This window comes from Alistipes sp. Marseille-P2263, assembly GCF_018101075.1.
Taxonomy (GTDB): Bacteria; Bacteroidota; Bacteroidia; order Bacteroidales; family Rikenellaceae; genus Alistipes; species Alistipes dispar.
This window is the reverse complement of sequence record NZ_JAGQEJ010000010.1, coordinates 1-22,559: the sequence shown is the minus strand read 5'-3', so window position 1 is coordinate 22,559 and position 22,559 is coordinate 1. Positions and strand designations below refer to the sequence as shown.

Genomic DNA, 22,559 nt, shown 5'->3' with positions numbered 1-22,559 from the left:
GGAACCTCTCCAACAACCATCGAACATGAAAAAGACATTCATCATATCCCTCGCCCTGGCCGGCAGCCTCGCCACTTCGTGCGACTTCCTGAACGTGGACGACTATTTCGAGGACACCTTCTCCGAAGAGAAAATCTTCGAGAGCCAGTACAATATCGAGCGCTACTTCAACGGCGCGGTGAACGAGCTGCCCAAGGAGGGTCGCATGTACTACTGGTGCAGCGAGCCGGGAGCCACCGGTTCGGACGAGGCCGTCAGTTGCGGAACCTTCTACAACGGCATCCTCGACGTCTCGTTCCCCGGCACGGAGCTGACCACCGACAAAATCTCCTACACGTCCACGGGCGGCTGGGACTGGGATTTCAACGTATGGCCCAAATGCTACAAGGTGATCCGCAAGATCAACACCATGCTGCCCCACATCGACGACGTGCCCGACATGAACGCCTTCGACAAGATGGAGTTCCGCGCCCGCTGCCGCTTCCTGCGCGCCTACGCCTACTACCGGATTCTCCAGAACCAGGGTCCCATGATCCTGGTGGGCGACCAGGTCTACGACACCAACGCCACGCCCGACTACTACCAGCGCGAGCGCAGCACCTACGACGAGTGCGTGGACTACATCTGCTCGGAGCTGGAGGCCGCGGCCGAGAACCTCGAGACCGAACAGCCGCTCGATCTCTTCGGAACCCCGACCAAAGGCGCCGCACTGGCGCTGGTGGCGCGCCTCCGGTTGCAGGCCGCCAGCCCGCTCTTCAACGGCGGGACGGCCGCGCACCGCTACTTCGGCGACTTCAAGCGCAAGTCCGACGGCGTGCACTACGTCTCGCAGACCTACGACGAGCGCAAGTGGGCCGTGGCCGCTGCCGCCGCCAAGCGCGTCATGGATCTGGGCATCTACCGCCTGCACACGGTTCCGGCCGACGAGTACACCGTGCCCCTGCCCGCGAACGTCCCCTCGGCCGCCTTCCCGCAGGGTGCGGGCGGCATCGACCCCTTCCGCTCCTACTCGGAAATGTTCACCGGCGAGACGACCAACGTGACCAACCCCGAGCTGATCTGGGGCACGACGCAGAACGTCACCGACCAGCAGGACGTGGTCTTTCCCCTGAAACTGGGCGGCAACAGCTCGATCAGCATTCCGCAGCGCATCGTCGATGCCTACCGCATGGCCGACGGCCGCGACATCCACAACGCGAGCGCGGAGTATCCCTACGAGGACCGTCCCTACGACCAGACCTGCGTCACCACGGCCGACAAGCAGCTCTCGAAGAACTACCGCCTGCCCGGCGGCACGTACAAGGCCTATGACAACCGCGAGCCGCGCTTCTATGCGAGCATCGGCTTCTCGGGCGCCCTCTGGCAGATGGAATCGACCACCTCGGAGGAGATGCGCAACCAGATCGTCGAGTACTACAACGGCGCCAACGCCGGCAAGAACCAGGCGGGCGTGACGAACATCTACAACCTGACGGGCTACACCTGCCGCAAGTACGTCCACCCGCGCGACGCCCGCACGGGCAGCAACGCCCGCACGGTGACGAAGACCTTCCCGATCATCCGCTACGCCGAAATCCTGCTCTCCTACGCCGAGGCGCTGAACAACCTGACGACGACCCACGAGGTCAATGGCGAGAGCTATTCGCGTGACGAGAGCGCCATGGCCGAAGCCTTCAACCAGGTGCGCTACCGCGCCGGACTGCCCGGAGCCGAGGCGGCCGAGCTGGCGAATCCCGGGACCTTCAACGAGCTGATCCAGCGCGAGCGCATGGTCGAGTTCCTCCACGAGAACCGCCGCTACTACGACATCTGCCGGTGGGGCATCTTCGAGGAGCTGGAGCGCGAACCGCTGACGGGCCTGAACGTCGATGCCGAAAAGTGGGAGGGATTCTACTCGCCGACCATCATCTCGTACCGCACCATCCGCGAACGCACGTTCAAGTCCAAGTACATGTTCATGCCGCTGCACCGCGACGAGCTGCGCAAAGTGCCGAGCCTGGACCAGAACCCGGGCTGGGAGAAATAGTCAATTCCTAAAAACATCCGCAAATGAAAGCATTCAGCAAAATAACGCTCCTCGCCGCGGCGGCCGCCTTCCTGGCCTCGTGCGAAATGGAATACTACAAGGAGGAGCTCTACCGCAAGGAAATCTTCATCGTCAGCGGCGAGAACAACATCCTCGGCCAGGAGTTCGAATACGGCGAGGAGGGCTGCGAAGGCAAGCTGGCCATCTACTCCAGCGGCACGACGAGCCTCGACGAGAATGTCACCGTGACCTTCGCCCTCGACCACGAGGCCATCGGCGAGTACAACAAGCGCAACTTCGACACCAAGTTCGAGGACTATGCGCTGGAGCTCCCCGAGGAGTACTACACGATCGACCCCATGAGCGTCGAGATGAAGGCCGGGACCAACTCCGAGCTGCTGCCCGTCACCGTCCGGATCGACGAGCTGCTGCCCGACGAGACCTACTTCATCCCGCTGCGCATCGAGTCCGTCTCCTCCTGCATGGCCTCGACCACGAAGAACTACGTGCTCTTCGAGATCCTGCGCAAGAACGACTACGCCACCACCAAGAGCGACACCTATTACACCATGACGGGAACCACGCAGTCGGGCTGGGTCATCGACAACATCTTCGGCTCCGACTCCCGGCGTCAGGCGATCAACTCCTCGAAGCTGGTCACTCCCGTAGGCAAGCACTCGATCCGCATCCTCCCGGGCGCCACGGCGGAGACCGAGGCGCTCGACATCCGCAACAACAGCATCCGCATCACGGTCGATCCCGAGACGTGGGTGAACGTGCCGATCTACGTCGAGGGCGAACTCACGGACGAGACGGTGCCCATGCAGAAGGTAACGATAGAACCCTATCTCGACAGCCAGGACGCCATCTCCGTCAGCGCCTCGCCGACGGACGTGAGCGCCTACGACCCCGCGACGGGAACCTTCTACCTCTACTACCGCTACAAGTACGCCACCGAATCGGGCAACAACTGGCAGGAGGTGCGCGAAACGATGACCCGCACCGAATACTAAACCTTTATCGCACCGAACCATGAAAAAACATATCATCACCCTCTGCGCCGCCGGCCTGTGCGCAGGCTCGCTGGCCGCATGCAACGACTTCGACAACCCGGCGATCCCCTACGACGAGGCGCCCGAAGCGCCCGAGGCGCTGACGCCCCCGACGATCGACCCGTCGTGGAACCTCCAACTGATGCCCGACGAAGGGGGTCAGGACCCGCATGTCTTCGTTTACAAGGACAAGCGCTACGACGCGCTGTTCACCCGCACGCTGGGGTGGAACGGCGGCGACGGCGTGCTCACCACGGCGCTGCCCGACGGCAACGTCTTCTGGTCCTTCAACGACAGTTTCTACGGCGTCGTGGACGGCGAAACCCGCGCCCGGGGCGCATGCAGCTTCCCGCGCAACAGCCTCATGATCCAGAAAGGCGCGACGATCGCCTCGGGGACCGAAACCGACGACGACCTGGTATGGCTGGCCGACTACGTGCAGACGACCGATCCCTCGGCAGACCGCTACTACCAGGCCCGCACGCATATCCGCCACCCGAAAGCCTCGCTCTCCGACGAGGAGATCGAGAAAGGCGAGATCGACCAGGATTTCTGCTACTGGGCCGGCGACGCGGTCATCTACGACGATCCGGCTCGCGGAAAGATCCTGCAGATGCTCTGGACGGGCGTGGAACCCGGCGCACTGAAGAACATCGACGGCTGCCTGCGGGAGTATTCGCTCGACGGCGAGCCCGGCGACGACACCTACATGTCGGTACTCTCGACCGACTACGACTTCAAGGCCGACGGGCTGGGCTACGGCTCGACCATGTTCGAGGACACGAAGGAAGGGCACATCTATCTCTACACGACCAAGCAGGAGGGGCTCGTCTCGCGCGTGCTGGTGGCCCGCACCGAGACGCTCGACCTGGGCAGCCCGTGGAGCTACTACATCCGCGACCTGAGCGGCGACTACCAGTGGCAGAGCACCGTGCCGACCGACGAGGAGATGGAGCGCTCGTACATCACCGCCGAGTCGGGGTCGATGCCGTGGGTGTTCGAGAAGGACGGAACCTACTACATGTGCATGGAGGGCTTCCCCTTCGGCCGCGACATCTACATCTACCGCAGCGAAAAGCCTTACGGGCCCTTCACCGACCGCACGCTGCTCTTCACGCTGCCCGCCACGCTCGACAAGCTGGGCAACCCCTATCCCCAGCGCTGGTACATGATCAACCTCCACCCGGCGCTCTCGCGGCAGGGCGAGCTGGTCTTCTCGACCAACAGCGATCCGAACAACTTCTGGGACAACTTCAACCGCGTGGGCAGCGCCGACTTCTACCGTCCGTTCTTCTTCCGCGTCTATAACTGGGAACACGTTTACGACACGGATACGGAGGACGACGGACAAACGCAACCCGACACGGAAACGGAAGGCGCAGAATAAAGGCAGGCCCCTCAACGTACGCCCCCGCCGGGCGGCCGGAACGCGGCTGCCCGGCCCGGAGGCGGAACGGACCGAAAACGACTCGAACCGATGAAGAGAATCCTTCCATACGCACTCCTGCTGCTCGGCCTCACCGCCGCCGATGCGTTCGCAGCCGCACCGGCCGGCGAGGTTCCGGAAGCGGAACCGCGGGAGACCTCCCGGCGGCCGGAGCGGCGGGATACGCCCCGCCTCGAACGGCTCACGTGCGAGGGGCTGACCGACCCGCCGGCCATCGGCGTCGCCGCGCCCCGGCTGGGGTGGCAACTGCGTTCCGGCCGGCAGGGCGACGCGCAGCGCAGCTACCGCATCGAGGTCGCCTCGGACAGCCTGCTGCTCGCCGCCGGGAAGGCCGACCTCTGGGATTCGGGCGAGGTGCGCTCCCCGCGCTCGGTGGCGGTTCCCTACGGGGGCCGTCCGCTCGGGGCCCGCACGCAGTGCTGGTGGCGCGTCACGGTCCGCACCGAAAAGGGCGGCAGGCGCGTCGTCTCCCCGATCGCCCGCTTCGGCGTCGGCCTCACGGACCCGGCGGCCGTCGCCGGACGGTTCATCGGCCTCGAAGGCTCGGGAGCCACGGCCGTGCTGCTGCGCCGGAGGTTCGACCTCCCCGAAACGGGGGATGCGGCCCTGCTGCACGTCAATTCGCTGGGTTACCACGAAGTCTGGATCAACGGCCGCAAGGCGGGCGACGCCTGCCTCGCTCCGGCCCTCTCGCAGCTCGACAAACGCTCGCTGTGGGTGACCTACGACGCCGCGCCCTACCTGCGCGAAGGCGTGAACGAGGTAGTGATCTGGCTCGGACAGGGATGGTACAAACGCGGCACGTTCGGCCGCTGGCAGCCCGACGAGCCCTACACCGAACCGCTCGTGCGGGCGCAGATCGACACGCGGACCGACGGCACGTGGCAGACCGTCTGCCGCACGGACCTCTCCTGGCGCGCGGCGCTGAGCGGCTACCGCGACACGGGGTCGTGGAACGCCCTCGACTTCGGCGGCGAGGAGGTCGATGCGCGGCGCAACCCGCGCTCGATGGCTCCGGACGATCTGGCCGCGCTCGACTGGCGGCCGGTGATCGCACGCGACAAGCCCGGCCACCGCGCAACGCCCCAGACGGTCCAGCCCGACCGCGTGCAGGAGCGGCTGCTGCCGCACGAACTGCGCGAAACGGCCCCCGGCGTCTGGCGGCTCGACTTCGGACGGGTCGTCACCGGATGGCTGGAGGCCGATTTCGAAGAGCTGCTCCCCGGCGCGCGCGTCGAGATCGCGTACAGCGATGCGACGGAGCTCGACGGGAGCCTCGCCGACCAGCGGCAGCGCGACACCTACATCGCCTGCGGCGACCGCAACGGCGAACGCTTCACCAACAAGTTCAACCACCACGCCTTCCGCTACGCCGAGGTGCGCGGACTGACGCGGACGCCCCGCCGGGAGGATTTCCGGGCGCTGGCGATCCGCACCGACTACCGTCCGGAAGCGGAGTTCGCCTCGTCGGACGCCGACCTGAACGCCATCCACGACATGATCGCCCGCACGCTGGCGTGTCTGGCCTACAACGGCTACATGGTCGATTGCCCCCATCTCGAACGCGCGGGATACGGCGGCGACGGCAACTCCTCGACCGAGATCCTGCAAACCCTCTACGGCGTGGCCCCGCTCTACGCCAACTGGGTGCAGGCGTGGGACGACGCGATGCGTCCGGGAGGCAGCCTGCCGCACGTGGCCCCCAACGTCGGGGCGGGCGGAGGAGGCCCCTACTGGTGCGGTTTCCTGGTCATGGCCCCGTGGCAGACGTGGCTCAACTACGGCGACCCCTCGCTCGTCGAGCGCCACTACCCCGCCATGCGGGAGTGGATCGGCTACGTCGAGCGGCACATGCGCGACGGCCTGCTGACCCGATGGCCCGACACCCCCTACCGGGACTGGTTCCTCGGCGACTGGCTCGCGCCGCGGGGCGTCGATACGGGCAACGAAGCCTCCGTATCGCTGGTGAACAACTGCTTCGTCAGCGACTGCTACGCCAGGATGGCGCAGATGGCCCGCCTGACGGGCCGCCCGGACGAGGCCGACGGCTTCGAGGCGCGCCGCGAGGCGCTCAACCGCACGATCCACGCGCGGTTCTACGACCCCGCGACGCAGACCTACGCCACCGGCTCGCAGCTCGACATGGTCTATCCGATGCTGGTGGGGGCCACCCCCGACTCGCTCCGCGGCGCCGTGCGCGAAAGGCTCTTCCGCCTGACGCGCGAGGCGATGCGCGACCACATCGGCGGCGGACTGGTCGGCGTGCCGCTCATCACGCGCTGGGCCATCGAGGAGCGCTGCCCGGAGTTCATCTATCGGATGCTCAAACAGCGCGACTACCCGGGCTATCTGCACATGATCGACCACGGCGCGACCACGACGTGGGAATACTGGAGCGGCGAGCGCAGCCGCGTGCACAACTGCTACAACGGCATCGGCACGTGGTTCTACCAGGCCCTCGGCGGGCTGCGCACGGACCCCGCGCACCCCGGCTACGAGCACGTGCGGATCGACCCGCAGATTCCCGCGGGCGTCACCTGGTGCCGGATCGCCAAGGAGACGCCCTACGGACGGATCGAGGTCGGCTGGCGGCTCGACGAGGGCACGCTCCGCATCGACGTCGTGCTGCCCCCGGGCGTCACCGCCGCGGCCGCCGTGCCCGACGGAACGCGCGCGCTGCGCCACAACGGTCGCCGGGGCGACCCCGCACAGCCGCAACTGGAGCTGGAGAGCGGCCGCCACCGCCTGACATTCGCCCTCGACGCGGCCCCCGGGACGGAAACCCCGTCCGCGGACGGCCCGAAGATACGACCCGCCCACCGAAAAACGAACCCTTAAAAACCGCTTTCGCCTATGACGCTCTGAAGACCCGGAACACGCAACGCAACACCCCGGCCCCCGGGCAAGGGGGCACTACCAACCGAACATACCAAAAATCAATACGCTATGAAAAAATACGTCATCATGATCGCCGCCGCGCTCTCCGCATGTGCATTCTCCTCATGCGACGAAGAGACGACGCTCCCGTACATTCCGGTCGAAAAGCCGGAAGACAACACCCCGCCCTCGGGCGAAGACCCGGAGACCTACACCGTCACCTACCGGCTGGACAAGGTGCTGTTGTGCTCCCCCGACAACACGAACGGCCTGGACATTTCCGGCAAGTTGGACTACTTCTCCCCGCTGCGCATGACGCTCAACGTTTCGCCGCTGGGAACCACCGTCGTATTCGAAAACGACGAAGTGCCCTTCTCGCCCTTCGCCGGACTGATACCCGAAGGGGGGGGGCCGATCGCCTGCGAACTGGACTCCGACGTGACACCCAACGTGCTGCGCATCAAGGATTCGGACACCGTGCTGGCCACCTTCGAACAGGACGGATTCACCACCGAGTTCCGGTTGGACAGCCGCCTGCTGACCTACAAATACAAATTCAAGAGCCTCTAACACCTTCCGACCATGAAAAGAATCACGAAACATAAGCTGCTTTTCGGCGCGCTCGCCGCGGCGCTGCCGCTGTTCGTCGTCTCCTGCCTCTACTTCGACAACATCAGCCAGCCCGAACGGGCCCTGCCCGGCTCCGAAATCGAAATCACGGCCCAGCTGCGGGTCGAGCCGGGCACGAACGACAAGGGACGTCTGGTCTTCGCCATGCTCGTCCCGAAGGCGTGGAACGCCGCGGAGACCGCATCGCTCAGCGTGACCACGAAGGATTACAGCCAAAACAAGAACGGGGACCCCGAAGTCGTGAACGAACCGCTCGAACCGATGCCCGCCGGGGAAAAAGACCCCAAGACGGGCAAGCCGTGGAGCGAAGCCTTCATGCAGGTCATGGGGCTGGGCGACAACGCCGGCCTCCCGGAGCAGACGGAGATGGAATGGGTCGTATGGCGCTCCTCGACCGCATTCGAAATCTGGGACAAGATCACCAACCCGGACAACACGGAGACCAAGTTCAATCCCGTGCACGCCGACGTGAACATCCGGCTGAAAACCGGCTCCGAACCGCTCACCTGCTACCTGGGGTACAGCTACGGATACGACAGCTACGGCCTCAGCGTCGATGAGAAGCGCCATGCGGACGCGCAGTTCAAGCCCCTCACGGTCTCCGACAGGGTGTTCTCCACGACCCCCTCGGTGTTCCGCTACGGCGACGTGTTCGGCATCACCTTCTCGCCCTCCGGAACCGCGCTGGAAGGTGCTCCGGAGATCTACCTCTGCGGCACGGCCGTCCACGACGGCGGACAAAGGACCGAAATCAAGACCGCCGGGGACAAGAACCGCATGACGCCCGTCGAGGGACGCTTCGAGAAGTTCTTCTGGCCGAAGGACCTCTTCGGACTTCCGAACGACGCGGTGATCGAGGAGCTGCACTTCCACTTCATCAACGCCGACGGCAGCATCGCGGTCATGGACGACGAGAACGGCGGCGGGGAGTTCTTCGTCGAGCAGTCGGCCGAATAACGGCGCACGGGTCCGGCCGGATGCCCGGCCGCCCCGTCCGAAGCCCGCTCCGCATCGCGCGGGGCGGGCTTCGCCGCGCCATGCGGCGGCGAAAAAAGCGGAGGGCGGACGAAATCCGGCAAAAAACACTACCTTTGTGAAAAATACCGCGACACGCCATGAAAACAGCCTGCCTGCAATTCAATCCCATACAGGAGAACACCTATGTCGTCTGGGACGACACGAAGCAGTGCGTCGTCATCGACGCCGGGAACTCCTCGCCGCGCGAGGACGCCGCGCTGGACAACTTCATCGCCGGACACGGGCTCGAACCCGTCATGGCCATCAACACCCACGGCCATTTCGACCACACGCTGGGCGTCGGACACCTCAAGGAGCGCTACGGCATTCCCTTCGCCCTCTCGGGCAAGGACCGCTTCCTGCTGGACAACGCCTCGGCGAGCGGCTCGGTCTTCGGCGTGAAGGTGGGCGCGATGCCCCCGGCGGAGATCGACCTCGACGGCACGCCCGAAATCCGCTTCGGACGGACGACCCTCCGCGTGATCCCCACCCCGGGCCACACCCCGGGCCACGTGGCGTTCTACGAGCCGCAGGCGAAAGCGCTCTTCACGGGCGACACGCTCTTCCGCGAGTCGATCGGCCGCACGGACCTGCCGGGCGGCGACTACTCGTGGATCATGCGTTCGATCCTCGACTCGCTGCTTCCGCTGGGCGAAGAGGTGCACGTCTATCCCGGTCACGGTCCGGAGACGACCATCGGCCACGAAACACTCTACAACCCCTTCATCGTCGAGGTGCTGAACGACGAGGTGAACTACAAAAACTGACGGTTTGAAAAAGACGCTCCACCGCATCCTCTACCGCACGCTCCCGCTCGAAGGCTATCTCCGGGCGGTGAGCCGCCTGTTCTTCCTCTGGCAGCGGCTCGGACTGGGCCGCCGCGCCCCCGAGACGGAGTACGTTTACCACCTGCCGCAGCTCGTGCGCGCGGGGGACACGTGCATCGACATCGGCGCCAATCTGGGTTACTACGCCCGGACGATCTCCCGCCTCGCAGGCCCCGCAGGCCGCGTCTATGCCGTGGAACCCGTAGCCCCGATCCGCAAGGTGCTGAGCCGCAACCTCCGCCGGTGCGGCAACACGGAGATCCTCCCCTTCGCGCTCGGGGCGGCCGCCGGTCCGGTCCGCATGGGCAACGACTCGGCACGCGAAAACGGCTACTTCGGCACGGGCCGGAATTTCGTGAACGAGGGCGGCGGACGGAGCGACGTGGAATTCACGGCCGAAATGCGCCGCGGCAGCGAGCTGTTCGCCCGCCTGCCGCGCCTGGACTTCATCAAGTGCGACATCGAGGGGTACGAGGCGGTGGTCATGGAGGAGATGCGGCCGCTACTCGAACGCTTCCGCCCCACGGTGCTCATCGAGACGGGCGGCGAAAACCGGCCGCGGATCGTCCGCCTTTTCACCCGGCTGGGCTATGCGGGCTACACGCTCGACCGCGGCCGCGAGATTCCCCTGAGCCCCGGAAGCACGAAGGACATCATCTTCCGGCCCGGCGCGGAACGCCCCGAGGACCGGTAACGACAAACACGACCGACATGCACCAGTACGACCGGCTCCAGCGCATCCTGACGGGCAAACCGTTCCACTACACGGTAATGTTCTTCATCGTGGCCTCCATCGCGGCGGTCATCGGCAGTTCGTTCGAAACGATGCGCCCCTACCGCCACCTGCTCTTCGGGATCAATTACCTCGCATCGTTCGTCTTCCTGGTCGAATACGTGTTGCGCATCGTCGCGGCTCCGGCCCGCTACCCCGGCAGAAGCCCGTTCCGGGCGCGGGTCCGCTACCTCTTCTCGTTCTACGGCGCGGTGGACTTCGTGGCCGTGCTGCCCTTCCTGCTGGTCTATCTTTTCAAGGACACCCCCTCGGTCCACATCATCACGCTGGCATACATCTTCATCGTCTTCAAGCTCATCCGCCACTCGCGCTCGTTCCGGTTCATCGGGGAGGTCCTTTCGGCCGTACGCGAGGAACTCGTCACGGCCTATACCGCCTGCGGCATCATGGTCTGCTTCTCGGCGATCCTCATGTACTACATCGAACGCAACGCCCAGCCCGAAGCGTTCGCCAATATCGGCGACGGCCTGTGGTGGTCCATCGTGGCATTCACCACGGTCGGCTACGGCGACATCTACCCGATCACCCCGCTGGGGAAACTTCTGAGCAGCCTCATCAGTCTGATCGGAATCGCCATGATCGCCATCCCGACCGGTATCATCAGCTCGTCGTTCATCAACCTGCTGCAACAGAAAAACAAGAAAGAGTAACACCCAAAACGTCCGACAACGATGCGAATAGACATCATATCCTCCGTTCCCGACCTGCTCGCCTCGCCGCTGAACGAATCCATCCTCAAGCGGGCGCAGGAGAAGGGGCTCGTCGAGATCGTCGTCCACAACCTGCACGACTACGCCCACGACCGCCGCAAGACCACCGACGACTACCCGTTCGGCGGCGAGGCGGGGATGGTGATGAAGTGCGAGCCGGTGTTCGAACTGGTCGAGAAGCTCCAGGGAGAACGCACCTACGACGAGATCATCTACACCTCGCCCGACGGCGTCCGCTACGACCAGCACGAAGCCAACCGCCTCTCGACGCTCGGGAACATCGTCATCCTCTGCGGCCATTACAAGGGCATCGACCACCGCATCCGCGAGCACCTCATAACGCGCGAGATCTCGATCGGCGACTACGTGCTGACCGGCGGCGAGCTGGCCGCCTGCATCATCGCCGACTCGGTGGTGCGGCTCATTCCCGGAGCCATCGGCGACGAGGCTTCGGCTCTGACCGACTCGTTCCAGGACAACCTGCTGGCGCCGCCCGTTTACACGCGGCCCGCCGAATTCCGCGGATGGAGGGTTCCCGACGTGCTGCTGTCGGGCGACTTCGCCCGGATCGCCCGCTGGCAGGACGAACAGGCGTGGGAGCGCACCGAACGGCTGCGGCCCGACCTGCTGGACGACGGAAACCGGAACGAGGCCCCCAAAACACCGGAAAGATGAAATACTACCTCATCGCCGGGGAGCCTTCGGGCGACCTGCACGGCGCAAACCTGATCGAAGGGCTGAAAAAGGCCGACCCCGCGGCGGAGTTCCGCTTCTGGGGCGGCGACCGCATGGCCGCGGCGGGCGGCGCGGAGAACCTGCGCAAGCACTACCGCGAAACCTCGTTCTTCGGCATCGTGCAGGTGCTGAAGAACCTCCGCACGATCCGCCGCCAGATGCGCGAATGCCAGGAGGACGTGGCGGCATGGCGGCCCGACGTGCTCGTCGCGGTGGACTACCCGGGATTCAACATGAAGATGGCCCGCTGGGCGAAGGAGCACGGCATCCGGGTCTTCTACTACATCGCCCCGAAGGTGTGGGCGTGGCGCGAGTGGCGCGTGAAGGCGATCCGCGAATACGTAGATCGCCTGTTCGTCATCTTCCCCTTCGAGCGGGACTACTTCCCCCGCCACGGCATCCGGCCCGTCTTCGAAGGCAACCCGCTCGTGGACGCCATCGAGGCGCGGCGGCCGTCGCTGCCGTCGCCCGCGGAGTTCCGGCGGAAGCACGCGCTGGACGACCGTCCGATCGTCGCCCTCGTGGCCGGAAGCCGCCGGGGAGAAATCCGCGACAACCTGCCGCTCATGGTGCGGCTCGCCGGACGCTTTCCCGAATACCAGTTCGTCGTGACGGGCGTTCCGTGGCTCGAACGCGCGCTCTACGACCGCTACCTGGCCGGAAGCGGCATCCGCTGCGTCTGCGACCAGACCTACGAGACGATCGCCGCGGCCGAAGCGGCGGTGGTGACCTCCGGGACGGCGACCCTCGAAACGGCCCTGCTCGGAACGCCCGAGGTGGTCGTCTATCGCACGCTCTGGTTCCAGGTCAAGCTGCAACCCTACGTGCTGAAAGTCCCCTGGGTGTCGCTCGTGAACCTCAATCTCGGCCGTGAGGCCGTCGCCGAGATCATCCAGTCGGACCTCTCCATCGAACGCGCCGAGCGGGAGCTGCGGGCGATTCTGCCGGGCGGCTCCGGACGCGCGCGGATGCTCGCCGACCTGGCCGAACTGCGCGCCGTGATCGGCGGCCCGGGCGCCAGCGAACGCTTCGCCCGGCGGATGGTCGGGGAACTGCGAGACGACACAAAACAATAACTGGCATGGAACTGTTACCCCACCTTCTAACCGGGACGCTCCTGATCGTCTGCGGCCTGCTGGCAAAACGGTTCCCGATGCTCATTTCGGGATACAATACCATGCCGGAGGAAAAACGGAAAAACGTGGACATCGAAGGACTTTCGTCGTTCGTGCAGCGGCATCTGGTGATAATCGGGTGTCTATGGATACTGCTCGCCACGACGCTCGCCTTGACGGACCAACAGGACGCCCTGCCGGTAATTCTGGTCATCTACCTGCCGGTTTACGTAATCTGGATGGTGGTCCGTGCCCAGCGCTACGACCACAACGAACGGAAACGATGAAGATCATCTGCATAGAGGGCAACTACCCGCCGCACGGCGGCAACGGAGCGGAACCCGGGGCGGAACCCGTCTGGTTTCTCAAACCCGATACGGCGATGCTGCGCAACAACGACCCGTTCTACATTCCCCGCTTCACGCGGGAGGTGCATGCCGCCTGCGGGCTGATCGTGCGCATCAGCCGCGTCGGACGGGCCGTCTCCGAACGGTTCGCGCACCGTTATTACGACGAAGTGGGGGTGGGCATCGACTTCACGGCCCGCGACCTGCAGCGGCAGGCCGCCGCCGAAGGGCTGCCGTGGGAGCGCGCGAAGGCGTTCGACCACTCGATAGCCCTCCCGCCGCGGTTCGTCCGGCTCGCGGAGGCGGGAGGCGACGTCGCACGGCTCCGCTTCGCTCTCGACGTGAACGGAGAGCGCCGCCAGACGGGCGACATGCGGGAGCTGCTCTTCCCGGTGGACCGGCTCATCGCCGCCGTGTCGCAGTACATGACACTGCGCATGGGCGACCTGCTCTTCACCGGAACCCCGGCGGGCGCAGGCCCCGTGCAGGCGGGCGACAACCTGCGCGCGACGCTCGAAGGATACGGAATGCTCGACTTCGACATCCGCTGACCGACGCCCGGCACGGAAAAGCCGGAACCCGAATACGGATACGAAAACACCCGAAAGGAAAAACGACACGAACATGCTGCTTCACGAACAACTCCGGAATTACCGCCTGCTGCTGGCCTCGCAGTCGCCGCGGCGGCGCGAACTGATGACCGGCTGCGGACTTCCCTACGAACTCGCCCCGAGGTTCGACTGCGCGGAGGTCTATCCCGCCGGCCTCGCGGCCGAGGAGGTTCCCCTCTACCTCTCGCGCCTCAAGAGCGAGGCCTATCCCGCGCCGCTCTCCGGACGGGACATTCTCCTGACGGCCGACACGGTCGTCGTGCTCGACGGCGAGGTGCTCGGAAAGCCCCGCGACCGGGAGGACGCCGCGGGGATGCTCCGCCGGCTGTCGGGACGCCGCCACACGGTCGTCTCGGGCGTGACGCTCCGCACGGCCGGGAGGATGCACTCCTTCGAAGCGCACACCTCGGTCTGGTTCCGCCCGCTCGCCGACGAGGAGATCGCCTACTACGTGGACGCCTTCCGCCCCTTCGACAAGGCGGGGTCGTACGGCATCCAGGAGTGGATCGGCTATGCCGCCATCGAGCGCATCGAAGGCTCGTTCTACAACGTCATGGGACTTCCCATCCAGAAAGTATATGTCGAACTAACCCGATTTCTCAACGAATGAAACGCACGCTGCTGACCCTGTTCGCGGCCCTCGCTGTCCTGCCTGCTCTGGCCGACGAGGGCATGTGGCTTCCGAGCCTCATCTCGGAGCGCATCGACGACATGCGCTCGAAAGGATTCCGCCTCACGGCCGAAGACATCTATTCGATCAACCAGGCCTCGATGAAGGACGCCGTAGTGCTCTTCGACGGCGGCTGCACGGGCGAGCTGGTCTCGCCCGAAGGGCTGCTGCTCACCAACCATCACTGCGGCTACGACGCCATCCAGCGCCACTCGACCGTCGAGCACGACTACCTCACGCACGGATTCTGGGCCATGTCGCGGGCCGAAGAGCTGCCCAACGAAGGGCTCAACGTCCGCTTCCTCGTGCGCATGGAGGAGGTGACCGACCGCCTGAAGGCCGGGGAGACGGCCGAGGAGATCGTCCGCCGGGCCGAGGCCGAAGGCAAGGGTTTCAAGGCCTCGGTCGAGCAGATGTACTACGGCAACCAGCAGTTCCTGTTCGTTTACCGCCAGTTCGACGACGTGCGCCTGGTGGCCGCGCCGCCCTCGTCGATCGGCAAGTTCGGCGGCGACACCGACAACTGGATCTGGCCCCGCCACACGGGCGACTTCTCCGTCTTCCGGATCTACGCCTCGAAGGACAACGAACCGGCGGCCTACTCGCCCGACAACGTTCCCTACCGCCCCGGAAAGTTCTTCACCGTCTCGGCCGGAGGCGTCGGCGAGGGCGACTTCACGATGATCTACGGATTCCCGGGCAACACGCAGGAGTACATCCTCTCGGACGCCGTGCGCTACATCGCCGAGCGCTCCGACCCGGCGAAGATCGCCATCCGCACGGGCCGTCTCGACCTGATCCGCGAGGCCCAGCAGTCCGACCCCGAACTGCGCATCCACTACGCCGCCAAGCAGGCCACGATAGCCAATGCCTGGAAGAAGTGGCAGGGCGAGGCGCTGGGCATCGGCCGCCGCGGCACGGCGGAGACCAAGCGCGCCTACGAGGAGGCGTTCGAGGCCTGGGCGCAGGACAAACCCGCATACCGCGACGTCGTGAAGCGGCTCCGCGAGGAGTACGCACGCATCGCGGACCCCTATTTCGCCCGCGAGATCACCGCCGAAACGATCTACGCGCTGCCGGCGAAGTACACCGCCGAGGAGCGCGCCGAGGCGGTGTTCGCCAGACGCGAGGCCACCGAACGCGCGCAGTGGAAATACCTCTTCGGAGAGTACGCCCGCCGCTGTCCGGTGCAGTACCAGACGCCCGCGTTCCTGCGGGGCGTGGCCTCGGAAGGATCGCCCGAAGCCTACGCCGAACGGGTGTTCGACGGGGTGTGGAGCGGCCGCGACACCACGGCCGTCACGGCGCTGCGCGACGACTCCCGGCGGATGCTTTCGCACATCACGTGGCTGCTGGGGACCAAGTCGCTGCGCAACCTCGCGAGCAGCCGCCTCAACGAGCTCTACACCCTCTACATCCGGGGTCTGCGCGAATGGGACCGCGAGCGCGCCTTCTATCCCGACGCCAACCTGACGCTGCGCGTGGCCTACGGCTCGGTGGCCGGATACCGGTACGCAGACGGAGAGTACCACAAACCGCTGACGACCCTCGACGGCATCATCGCCAAGGACAACCCCGAGATCTACGACTACGACATCCCGCAGGTGCTGCGCGACCTCCACGCATCGAAGGACTACGGCCGCTGGGGCGTGGAGATCGGCGGCAGGAAAACCGTGCCGGTCTGCTTCCTGGCGACGAACCACACCACCGGGGGCAACTCCGGATCGCCCGTGCTGAACGCCCGCGGCGAACTGGTGGGCATCAACTTCGACCGCACGTGGCTCTCGACGATGAGCGACATCGCCTTCGATCCGGACATCTGCCGCAATATCGCCGTGGACATCCGCTACGTGCTCTTCGTGATCGACCGCGTGGGCGGCGCCGGTTACCTTCTCGACGAAATGAAAATCCGGAGGTAAAAAGGCGCGGAAGCGGAGGTCGTAAGCGAAAAATCGTTATCTTGCTCCCGGAACACCCGAAAACAGACCCCATGAAACAGATCCCATCCGCCGTACGGACCGCGATCCTGTTGCTGCCGCTGCTCCTGTCGGCGGCCTGCGGCAAAGAGGGCGCGGGCGACGACCCGGCGCCCGGCAGGACCGGCATAGCGAACGCCTCCTGGGAGGAGGTCGAACAAATCGCCGCGTCGGGAGCGCAGAAAGCGTACACCTTCACCTCCCCCGCCCTCTGGTCCGCCGAAAGCAGCGCTCCCGGGTGGTGCGAGGTGCTCACCGAATCGGGCCCCAAAGGAAACGCGACGCTCCGGATCGCCGTGGCGCCCAACACCGGCAGCACGGCCCGCTCGGCGACCGTGCGGATCACGGCCGGAAACTTCTTCCCGGCGAGTTTCCAGGTGATTCAGGGATCCCCGACCGACGGCCCTGCCGTCAATGCCCGGGCGGATGCGGCGCTCGCGCGCTACTACCTCTGGAACGAAGCCTACCGGAAGGCGGAACGCGACCTGTCGATCCCCTACGCCGGTCCATACGACAACTTCGTCCACCATACGCTGATGGGGATGAGCGCGAACACGCTCGACAGGAAGTACGACGAACGGAGCGGAGGCTACCGTCTCTACTCCTACCTGCTCCGCACCCCGGCCTCGGGTGCGAAGGCCCCTGCCGCACGGAGCGGCGTGAACCACGGCATCACGAAACCCGCGCCGACACCGGGCTACGGCATCGGCAGCTACACGCTCGTCTCGTTCACCGACCATGACGGCCGCCCGACGGGCGGTATCGGGCTGTGCCCGACGAGCATTCTGCCCGGGTCGCCGCTCGAGAGGGCGGGATTTCGGCGCGGCGACATCATCGCCGAAGTGGACGGAAAGACACCCACGGAAAGCACCTACGCCGCGATCTTCACAAGCCTGCTCTCCCCGGCGGACGGCGCGGAGGTCGAGCTTACGCGCAACGAAGCCGATGCACGCCCCGTACGGGTCGCCGCCGAGCGGCTGGATCCGACGCCGATCATCCGCGCCGAAGTGCTCGACGGAACGCAGGTGGGGTATATCGTTTACGAGAGCTTCGACGCGGCTTACGACGACGATCTGCTGGACGCCGTAAAGCGGCTCAGGGAAGAGGGGATCACCGACCTCGTGCTCGACCTGCGCAACAACGGCGGCGGACATGTGATTTCGTCGAACATGCTCTCCTCCTGCATCGGCGGCGCGGCGTGCCGGGACAAAGTCTTCCAGTTCTACCGCTACAACGAGGAGTGCATGGCCTCCTGGGAGCAGACCGCCGAGCTTTTCGGACAGAAATACGACCCGGCAGCGGAACGTTTCTACGAGAAATTCTACGACGGCGACTATTACGGCGTCGATCTGACGGACCGCACGCTCGGCCTCGGCCGCCTGTTCGTCCTCGCCACCGGCAGTACGGCCTCGGCGAGCGAGGCGCTCGTGAACGGCCTGCGGGGCATCGGATTCGAGGTCACGCTCATCGGCGAACGCACCAACGGCAAGAACGTCGGCATGAATGTCTTCGAATGGCGGGACCTGGAGGGATACGACTACGAATTCGCCCCCATCACGTTTCAGGGATACAATGCCGAAATGCGGACGGTGGACCCCGCAGGCATCGAACCCGACTTCGCGGTAAGCGAAACGGAGAGCGGCTGGTTCGAGGATTTCGGCCCCGGGGAACCGCTCCTGCGCAAGGCGCTCGAACTGATCGGGGCGGCCGTTCCCGCACCCGCCCCGACACGCTCCGCCGCAGTCGTCGGAGCCGTGCCGAGAGGCCCCGTCCGCAACGCCTCCGTCCATCCGTCGGGCATGATCGGCCCCCGCGGCATCGCCCCGGAGGAGACCGGGACGGAAAACGGGGAGAAGGCCGGGTGCGACAAAAAAGCAGTATTAACAGCCCAAAAATTTGGCGAATAAAAATTTATGCCCTATATTTGCACACCGAATCCCGGAAACGGGAGGTCAGCCCAGGTGGTGAAATTGGTAGACACGCTACTTTGAGGGGGTAGTGAACAATTGCGTTCGTGCAAGTTCGAGTCTTGTCCTGGGCACTTAAAGGCGCTGAATATCAGCGCCTTTTCTTTTATGTATAATGAAATCCCGGGAATCCGGTCAGTCGTCAGCCCCGGCAGGCAGTCTGAAGCAGCCGCTCCCGGCGAGAATCGGAGCGCCCCACACGCCCACACGCAAATAGCGCATCGCAGCCGCGATCTTGCTATGCCCCAATGCCTTCGAGATCGCTGCCAAAGGCACATCTTTCGCCTTGAGAAGATTCGCGGCGAAGGATCGACGGACCGTATGCGCCGAGACCGGTTCGCACGCCGCGATGCGCGCCGGATCACCCGGTCCGTGCAGCGTTCCGGCCACTGCTCCGGTATCCGGCCGTTCGCAGACGAAGCAGTCCTTCGTCTGTCAGGAAGACCGGAGCGCCGCCTCTGGTCGCAGCAGGCAAATAAAGCGTCCGAACAGAACGGAATATGCCGTTCCGTACCGCATTCTCCCGCTTTCATCCGTTTTCGGAGAAATTGAAAAACAAATCGCTACTTATCCGTCGCTTTTCCGGAATCGGGGAAAAAGAGGCTTGGGAATCCTTCCGTATCCCGCTTTATCATACCGTTCACCTAAAATTAAAGTTTTTGAAATAGAAAAAGCCATCCGTATGTGAGCGAGTTTTTGTATATTTGAAAATGGATTCGGAAAACTGCGGTCGTCCGGACCGCCCGGATTTGAAAAAATGGAGAACCTGAACGCTCATTCGGCCGATTTCCGGCAATTCTTTCTGGCGCATTACGAAACGTTGTGCGTCCGGGCTTTCCGGCTGGTCCACGACCGCAAACTCTCCGAAGATATCGTGCAGGACGTCTTCCTGATGCTGTGGGAACGGCGGGAGGAGATCGACTTCTCGCGTCCGGTGCTGCCCTACCTGATGACGGCCGTACGGAACCGGAGCATCGATTGCCTCCGCAGCCGCAAGTCGCACGGCGAAGGCTCCTGCGGACTCGATACGCTCGACGGATATGTCCGCCGCCTGGTCGCCGACCGCTGCGAAGGGGAGTTCGACCTTTCGTGGCTTCGGCACGAGATCGACGACGGCGTATCGCAGCTCTCCGAGCAGTGCCGGCGCGTCTTTTTGCTGAGCCGGAAGGCCGGACTGAAGAACCGCGAGATCGCCGAGCAGCTCAACATCAGCGTCAAGGCCGTGGAGAAACACATCGGCATGGCCCTGTCGAAGCTGCGTCTCAGGCTGAGCCGCAGCGGCTTCTTCAGCCTGTTCCTCTGACCGCACATTCTTTTTCCGGAAGATCCGCCCCGATTCCCGCGGCGCCGCATGCGGCAAGGGCCCGACCGCATGGCCGGGCCCCTGCCCTTCTTCCGGCGGAACGGACAATCCGCCCCTATTTCAGCGGGAACTCGTGCGAGTGGGTCACCGTCCCTTCCGGCCCGTAGATGCGGACCGTGATCCTGCCGTCGCCGACGTCGCACCTGAGCAGGCTCGCGTTGTCATTCACCAGCACCGGAAAACGAACTTCGTCGTTGGCCGGGCGGAACGAGTAACGGTGCGTATGTCCCGACAACATCACGTCGATGTCCGCATCGTTCAGGATCGGCAGGAACAGCTCCTCGAGGTGAATGTTGCCGTGCCAGGTGCCGTTCCCGAGCGGGATGTGCAGCAGCACGATGCGGGCCGAGGCATTGCGGAACTCCTCCGAGGCGACCGTTTCGCGCAGCCAGGCAGCCTCCTCCTCGCGGTATGCGTCGTAAGCTCCCAGCCCGCCGTATTCGATATCCGAATCAGGTTTGTCCTCACCGCAGTCGAGCATGAGCACCGCCACCGATCCGGCCATGTAGAGTTTGTAGTAGCAGCCCCCGACCTTGGGGAAATACTCCTGGAGGAAGTCGGCATAGACTCCGCGCGTTTCGTGGTTGCCGCGGTTGTAGAGGATCGGCGTCTCGGAGGCGAAGGCCCCGACCGAGGCGTCGATGAAATCGCGGTAGAGCTGTCCGGGGCTTTCGGTGCTGTTCGACATGTCGCCGTTGAAGGCCACGAAGTCGATCTGTGCGAAGTCGATCGGACGGCAGAGCCCGGCCATGCAGTCGGCCCGCCCGTGGATGTCGTTCAGAACGACGAACGAAAGGTCGCACCCCGACGCGGGGAGGGTCCTGAAGGCGAACGGCTGGCGCGAATAGACGTTCGACGCCGCGATGTCGCCGTAACAGACCTTGTCGTTGTATTTCCACTCGCGCACCTCCTGCGAAAAGATGCGGTAGCGGTATTTCGTACCGGGACGCAGCCCTTTCAGGCGAATGCTGTGCAGCGTTTTGTGGGCCTGTTTGCGTCCGGCGACGGTCTCGTAGCGGCGTTCGTGTTCCGCGGCGTAGAAGCTGCGCCCGTCGTCCTCGGCCACCTCGACCCACGAAAGGGCGGGTTTGCTGGTGGTCCAGACCACCGTGACGCCGTCCGATGTCAGGTCGCAGAGCCAGGGGCCGTGCGTGATCTTGAAATCCTGCGCCAGGAGGGTCGTACACGCGGCCAGCGCCAGGATCGTCGATAGGATTTTTTTCATGTTTATCCGTTTTTTGTAAGATTCTCGTCTCCGGGACCGCCGTTTCGGGACGTCCCCGCAGCGAAGACGGTAAAAATCCGGACCGGCCGTTTGCCCGGCGGGCGGTCCGGACGATGCGTGCGGGAGCCGATCTCCGGCCCGGGGTCACTCCTCCTCTCCGCCGTCTTCTCCGGAGATGTCCTCGTCGGTCCGGAAGCGGATGTCGGCGATCACGGGACGGTGGTCCGAAGCATCGACGCCGTCTATCTGCTGGTCGCCCCGCGATACGACCTGGCAGTTCTGCACGCCGAAATGCTCGATCGGGGCGTACATGATGTAGTCGATCTTTCGGTCGGGGTCGTCCGAGGGGAAGGTGTACTGGTCGATCGGCCCCGTGTTCGTCAGGAACGAGGTCATCGTGGCGATGACGTTCGAACTCGGGATGGCGTTCAGGTCGCCGCAGAGGATCAGGTCGCCCTCCAGCTCCGTGTCGCGGATGCGGCGGATCTCGGCGGCCTGCACCAGCCGGCTGGCGTCGCCCGAGAGGTGGTCGAGATGCGTCGATGCGACGTAGAGGTCCTTGCCGTCGATCTGAACGCGGATCACGCACAGCGCGCGGTCTTCGCCGGGCTGTTCGGCGGCGCACGGCAAGCGGTAGCTGCGCGTTTCGAGGATCGGGTACTTCGACAGCACGGCGTCGCCGTACTCGCCCCCGTCGCGGTCGATGGCCTTCGAGAAGTGCCACTCCATGCCGAGCTTTTCGGCCAGATCGCGGGCCTGGTGCACGTCCTTGCCCGTGCGGTCGGTGAACACATCGACTTCGTTCAGGGTCACGAAATCGGGGTCTTGGCGACGGATCACCTCGGCGAGCGCATCCAGGTCGGCCGCATTCGCAGGGCTCGTGGCGCGGGCGCCGTAAATGTTGTAGGTCATCACGCGCAGGCTCCGGCCCTTGGGCGGAATGACCGCCTTGTCGCCGTATTTGTCGTTGTAGTTTTCGTCCTCGTTGCAGGCCGCGACGACGAGCAGCAAGGCCGCGGCTGTCAGTATTCTTTTCATAGTCGGTTTCCTGTTACAATCCAAATAAAATTGGATCAAAGTTTTCGGTTAAATTTGTTTTTATCTTATTTACAGCGTATTGCATTTCTTGGTGAACTTCTCGGCCAAAGGTCAAGGCACGAGAGCCTCCGCC

Annotated in this window: 20 protein-coding genes and 1 tRNA gene; 18 read left to right on the top strand and 3 right to left on the bottom strand. The window is 64.7% G+C overall.

Going from position 1 to position 22,559, the window contains the following annotated elements; translation table 11 throughout:
- Window positions 1-25: 25 nt before the first annotated feature.
- The 17 genes from KB554_RS11455 (at window position 26) to KB554_RS11375 (ending at window position 18,874) form a co-directional block, all read left to right on the top strand.
- Window positions 26-2,026 carry a RagB/SusD family nutrient uptake outer membrane protein gene (locus tag KB554_RS11455; RefSeq protein ID WP_141428544.1) on the top strand — a complete coding sequence of 667 codons (2,001 nt, stop codon included), beginning with the start codon at window positions 26-28 and terminating at the stop codon, window positions 2,024-2,026.
- 23 nt (window positions 2,027-2,049) lie between these two features.
- Window positions 2,050-3,039: a DUF1735 domain-containing protein gene (locus KB554_RS11450; protein ID WP_141428542.1), complete on the top strand. Its 990-nt coding sequence runs from the start codon at window positions 2,050-2,052 to the stop codon at window positions 3,037-3,039.
- Window positions 3,040-3,058: 19 nt separating this feature from the next.
- Window positions 3,059-4,465: a DUF5005 domain-containing protein gene (locus tag KB554_RS11445; RefSeq protein WP_141428540.1), complete on the top strand. Its 1,407-nt coding sequence runs from the start codon at window positions 3,059-3,061 to the stop codon at window positions 4,463-4,465.
- A gap of 90 nt (window positions 4,466-4,555) precedes the next feature.
- Window positions 4,556-7,363, top strand: a complete 2,808-nt coding sequence (locus tag KB554_RS11440) for a family 78 glycoside hydrolase catalytic domain (RefSeq protein WP_211036234.1) — start codon at window positions 4,556-4,558, stop codon at window positions 7,361-7,363.
- Window positions 7,364-7,471: 108 nt separating this feature from the next.
- A complete protein-coding gene (locus KB554_RS11435) occupies window positions 7,472-7,972 on the top strand; it encodes a hypothetical protein (RefSeq protein ID WP_141428537.1) in 501 nt (166 codons plus the stop codon).
- A gap of 12 nt (window positions 7,973-7,984) precedes the next feature.
- On the top strand, window positions 7,985-8,989 hold the full coding sequence (locus KB554_RS11430; protein WP_211036232.1) for a DUF4961 domain-containing protein: 1,005 nt from the start codon (window positions 7,985-7,987) through the stop codon (window positions 8,987-8,989).
- A 158-nt stretch (window positions 8,990-9,147) separates the two neighbouring features.
- Complete coding sequence (locus KB554_RS11425; RefSeq protein ID WP_141428533.1) at window positions 9,148-9,816, top strand: MBL fold metallo-hydrolase; 669 nt, start codon at window positions 9,148-9,150, stop codon at window positions 9,814-9,816.
- Window positions 9,817-9,820: 4 nt separating this feature from the next.
- The gene (locus KB554_RS11420; RefSeq protein WP_141428531.1) at window positions 9,821-10,570 is read left to right on the top strand and encodes an FkbM family methyltransferase; all 750 of its coding nucleotides are present in this window, start codon (window positions 9,821-9,823) and stop codon (window positions 10,568-10,570) included.
- 17 nt (window positions 10,571-10,587) lie between these two features.
- The gene (locus KB554_RS11415) at window positions 10,588-11,319 is read left to right on the top strand and encodes an ion transporter (protein WP_141428530.1); all 732 of its coding nucleotides are present in this window, start codon (window positions 10,588-10,590) and stop codon (window positions 11,317-11,319) included.
- A gap of 21 nt (window positions 11,320-11,340) precedes the next feature.
- Window positions 11,341-12,054 carry a tRNA (guanosine(37)-N1)-methyltransferase TrmD gene (gene trmD / locus KB554_RS11410; RefSeq protein ID WP_211036230.1) on the top strand — a complete coding sequence of 238 codons (714 nt, stop codon included), beginning with the start codon at window positions 11,341-11,343 and terminating at the stop codon, window positions 12,052-12,054.
- On the top strand, window positions 12,051-13,190 hold the full coding sequence (gene lpxB, locus KB554_RS11405; RefSeq protein WP_141428526.1) for a lipid-A-disaccharide synthase: 1,140 nt from the start codon (window positions 12,051-12,053) through the stop codon (window positions 13,188-13,190). The genes trmD and lpxB overlap by 4 nt, the downstream gene beginning before the upstream one ends.
- Before the next feature lie 5 nt (window positions 13,191-13,195).
- Window positions 13,196-13,516 carry a DUF3784 domain-containing protein gene (locus KB554_RS11400; protein ID WP_211036227.1) on the top strand — a complete coding sequence of 107 codons (321 nt, stop codon included), beginning with the start codon at window positions 13,196-13,198 and terminating at the stop codon, window positions 13,514-13,516.
- Entirely contained in the window at window positions 13,513-14,127 is a 615-nt protein-coding gene (locus KB554_RS11395) for a fumarylacetoacetate hydrolase family protein (protein WP_211036225.1), read from the top strand. The genes KB554_RS11400 and KB554_RS11395 overlap by 4 nt, the downstream gene beginning before the upstream one ends.
- 73 nt (window positions 14,128-14,200) lie before the next feature.
- Window positions 14,201-14,797, top strand: coding sequence for a Maf family nucleotide pyrophosphatase (locus KB554_RS11390; protein WP_211036222.1), 597 nt, complete (start codon window positions 14,201-14,203; stop codon window positions 14,795-14,797).
- Window positions 14,794-16,776 carry a S46 family peptidase gene (locus tag KB554_RS11385; RefSeq protein ID WP_211036220.1) on the top strand — a complete coding sequence of 661 codons (1,983 nt, stop codon included), beginning with the start codon at window positions 14,794-14,796 and terminating at the stop codon, window positions 16,774-16,776. The genes KB554_RS11390 and KB554_RS11385 overlap by 4 nt, the downstream gene beginning before the upstream one ends.
- A 71-nt stretch (window positions 16,777-16,847) precedes the next feature.
- Entirely contained in the window at window positions 16,848-18,740 is a 1,893-nt protein-coding gene (locus KB554_RS11380) for a S41 family peptidase (RefSeq protein WP_211036218.1), read from the top strand.
- A 48-nt stretch (window positions 18,741-18,788) separates the two neighbouring features.
- A tRNA-Leu gene (locus KB554_RS11375) sits at window positions 18,789-18,874 on the top strand.
- 61 nt (window positions 18,875-18,935) lie between these two features.
- Here the strand turns inward: KB554_RS11375 and KB554_RS11370 are convergent.
- Window positions 18,936-19,190 carry a tyrosine-type recombinase/integrase gene (locus tag KB554_RS11370; RefSeq protein ID WP_211036216.1) on the bottom strand — a complete coding sequence of 85 codons (255 nt, stop codon included), beginning with the start codon at window positions 19,188-19,190 and terminating at the stop codon, window positions 18,936-18,938.
- 367 nt (window positions 19,191-19,557) lie between these two features.
- Here KB554_RS11370 and KB554_RS11365 point away from each other — a divergent pair, with 367 nt between their 5' ends.
- The gene (locus tag KB554_RS11365; RefSeq protein ID WP_141428517.1) at window positions 19,558-20,103 is read left to right on the top strand and encodes an RNA polymerase sigma-70 factor; all 546 of its coding nucleotides are present in this window, start codon (window positions 19,558-19,560) and stop codon (window positions 20,101-20,103) included.
- A 115-nt stretch (window positions 20,104-20,218) separates the two neighbouring features.
- On the opposite strand, the gene KB554_RS11360 is transcribed toward KB554_RS11365, so the two are convergent.
- The gene (locus tag KB554_RS11360; RefSeq protein WP_211036214.1) at window positions 20,219-21,388 is read right to left on the bottom strand and encodes an FN3 domain-containing metallophosphoesterase family protein; all 1,170 of its coding nucleotides are present in this window, start codon (window positions 21,386-21,388) and stop codon (window positions 20,219-20,221) included.
- Window positions 21,389-21,532: 144 nt separating this feature from the next.
- Window positions 21,533-22,426, bottom strand: coding sequence for an endonuclease/exonuclease/phosphatase family protein (locus tag KB554_RS11355; RefSeq protein WP_141428515.1), 894 nt, complete (start codon window positions 22,424-22,426; stop codon window positions 21,533-21,535).
- Between the last annotated feature and the right edge of the window lie 133 nt (window positions 22,427-22,559).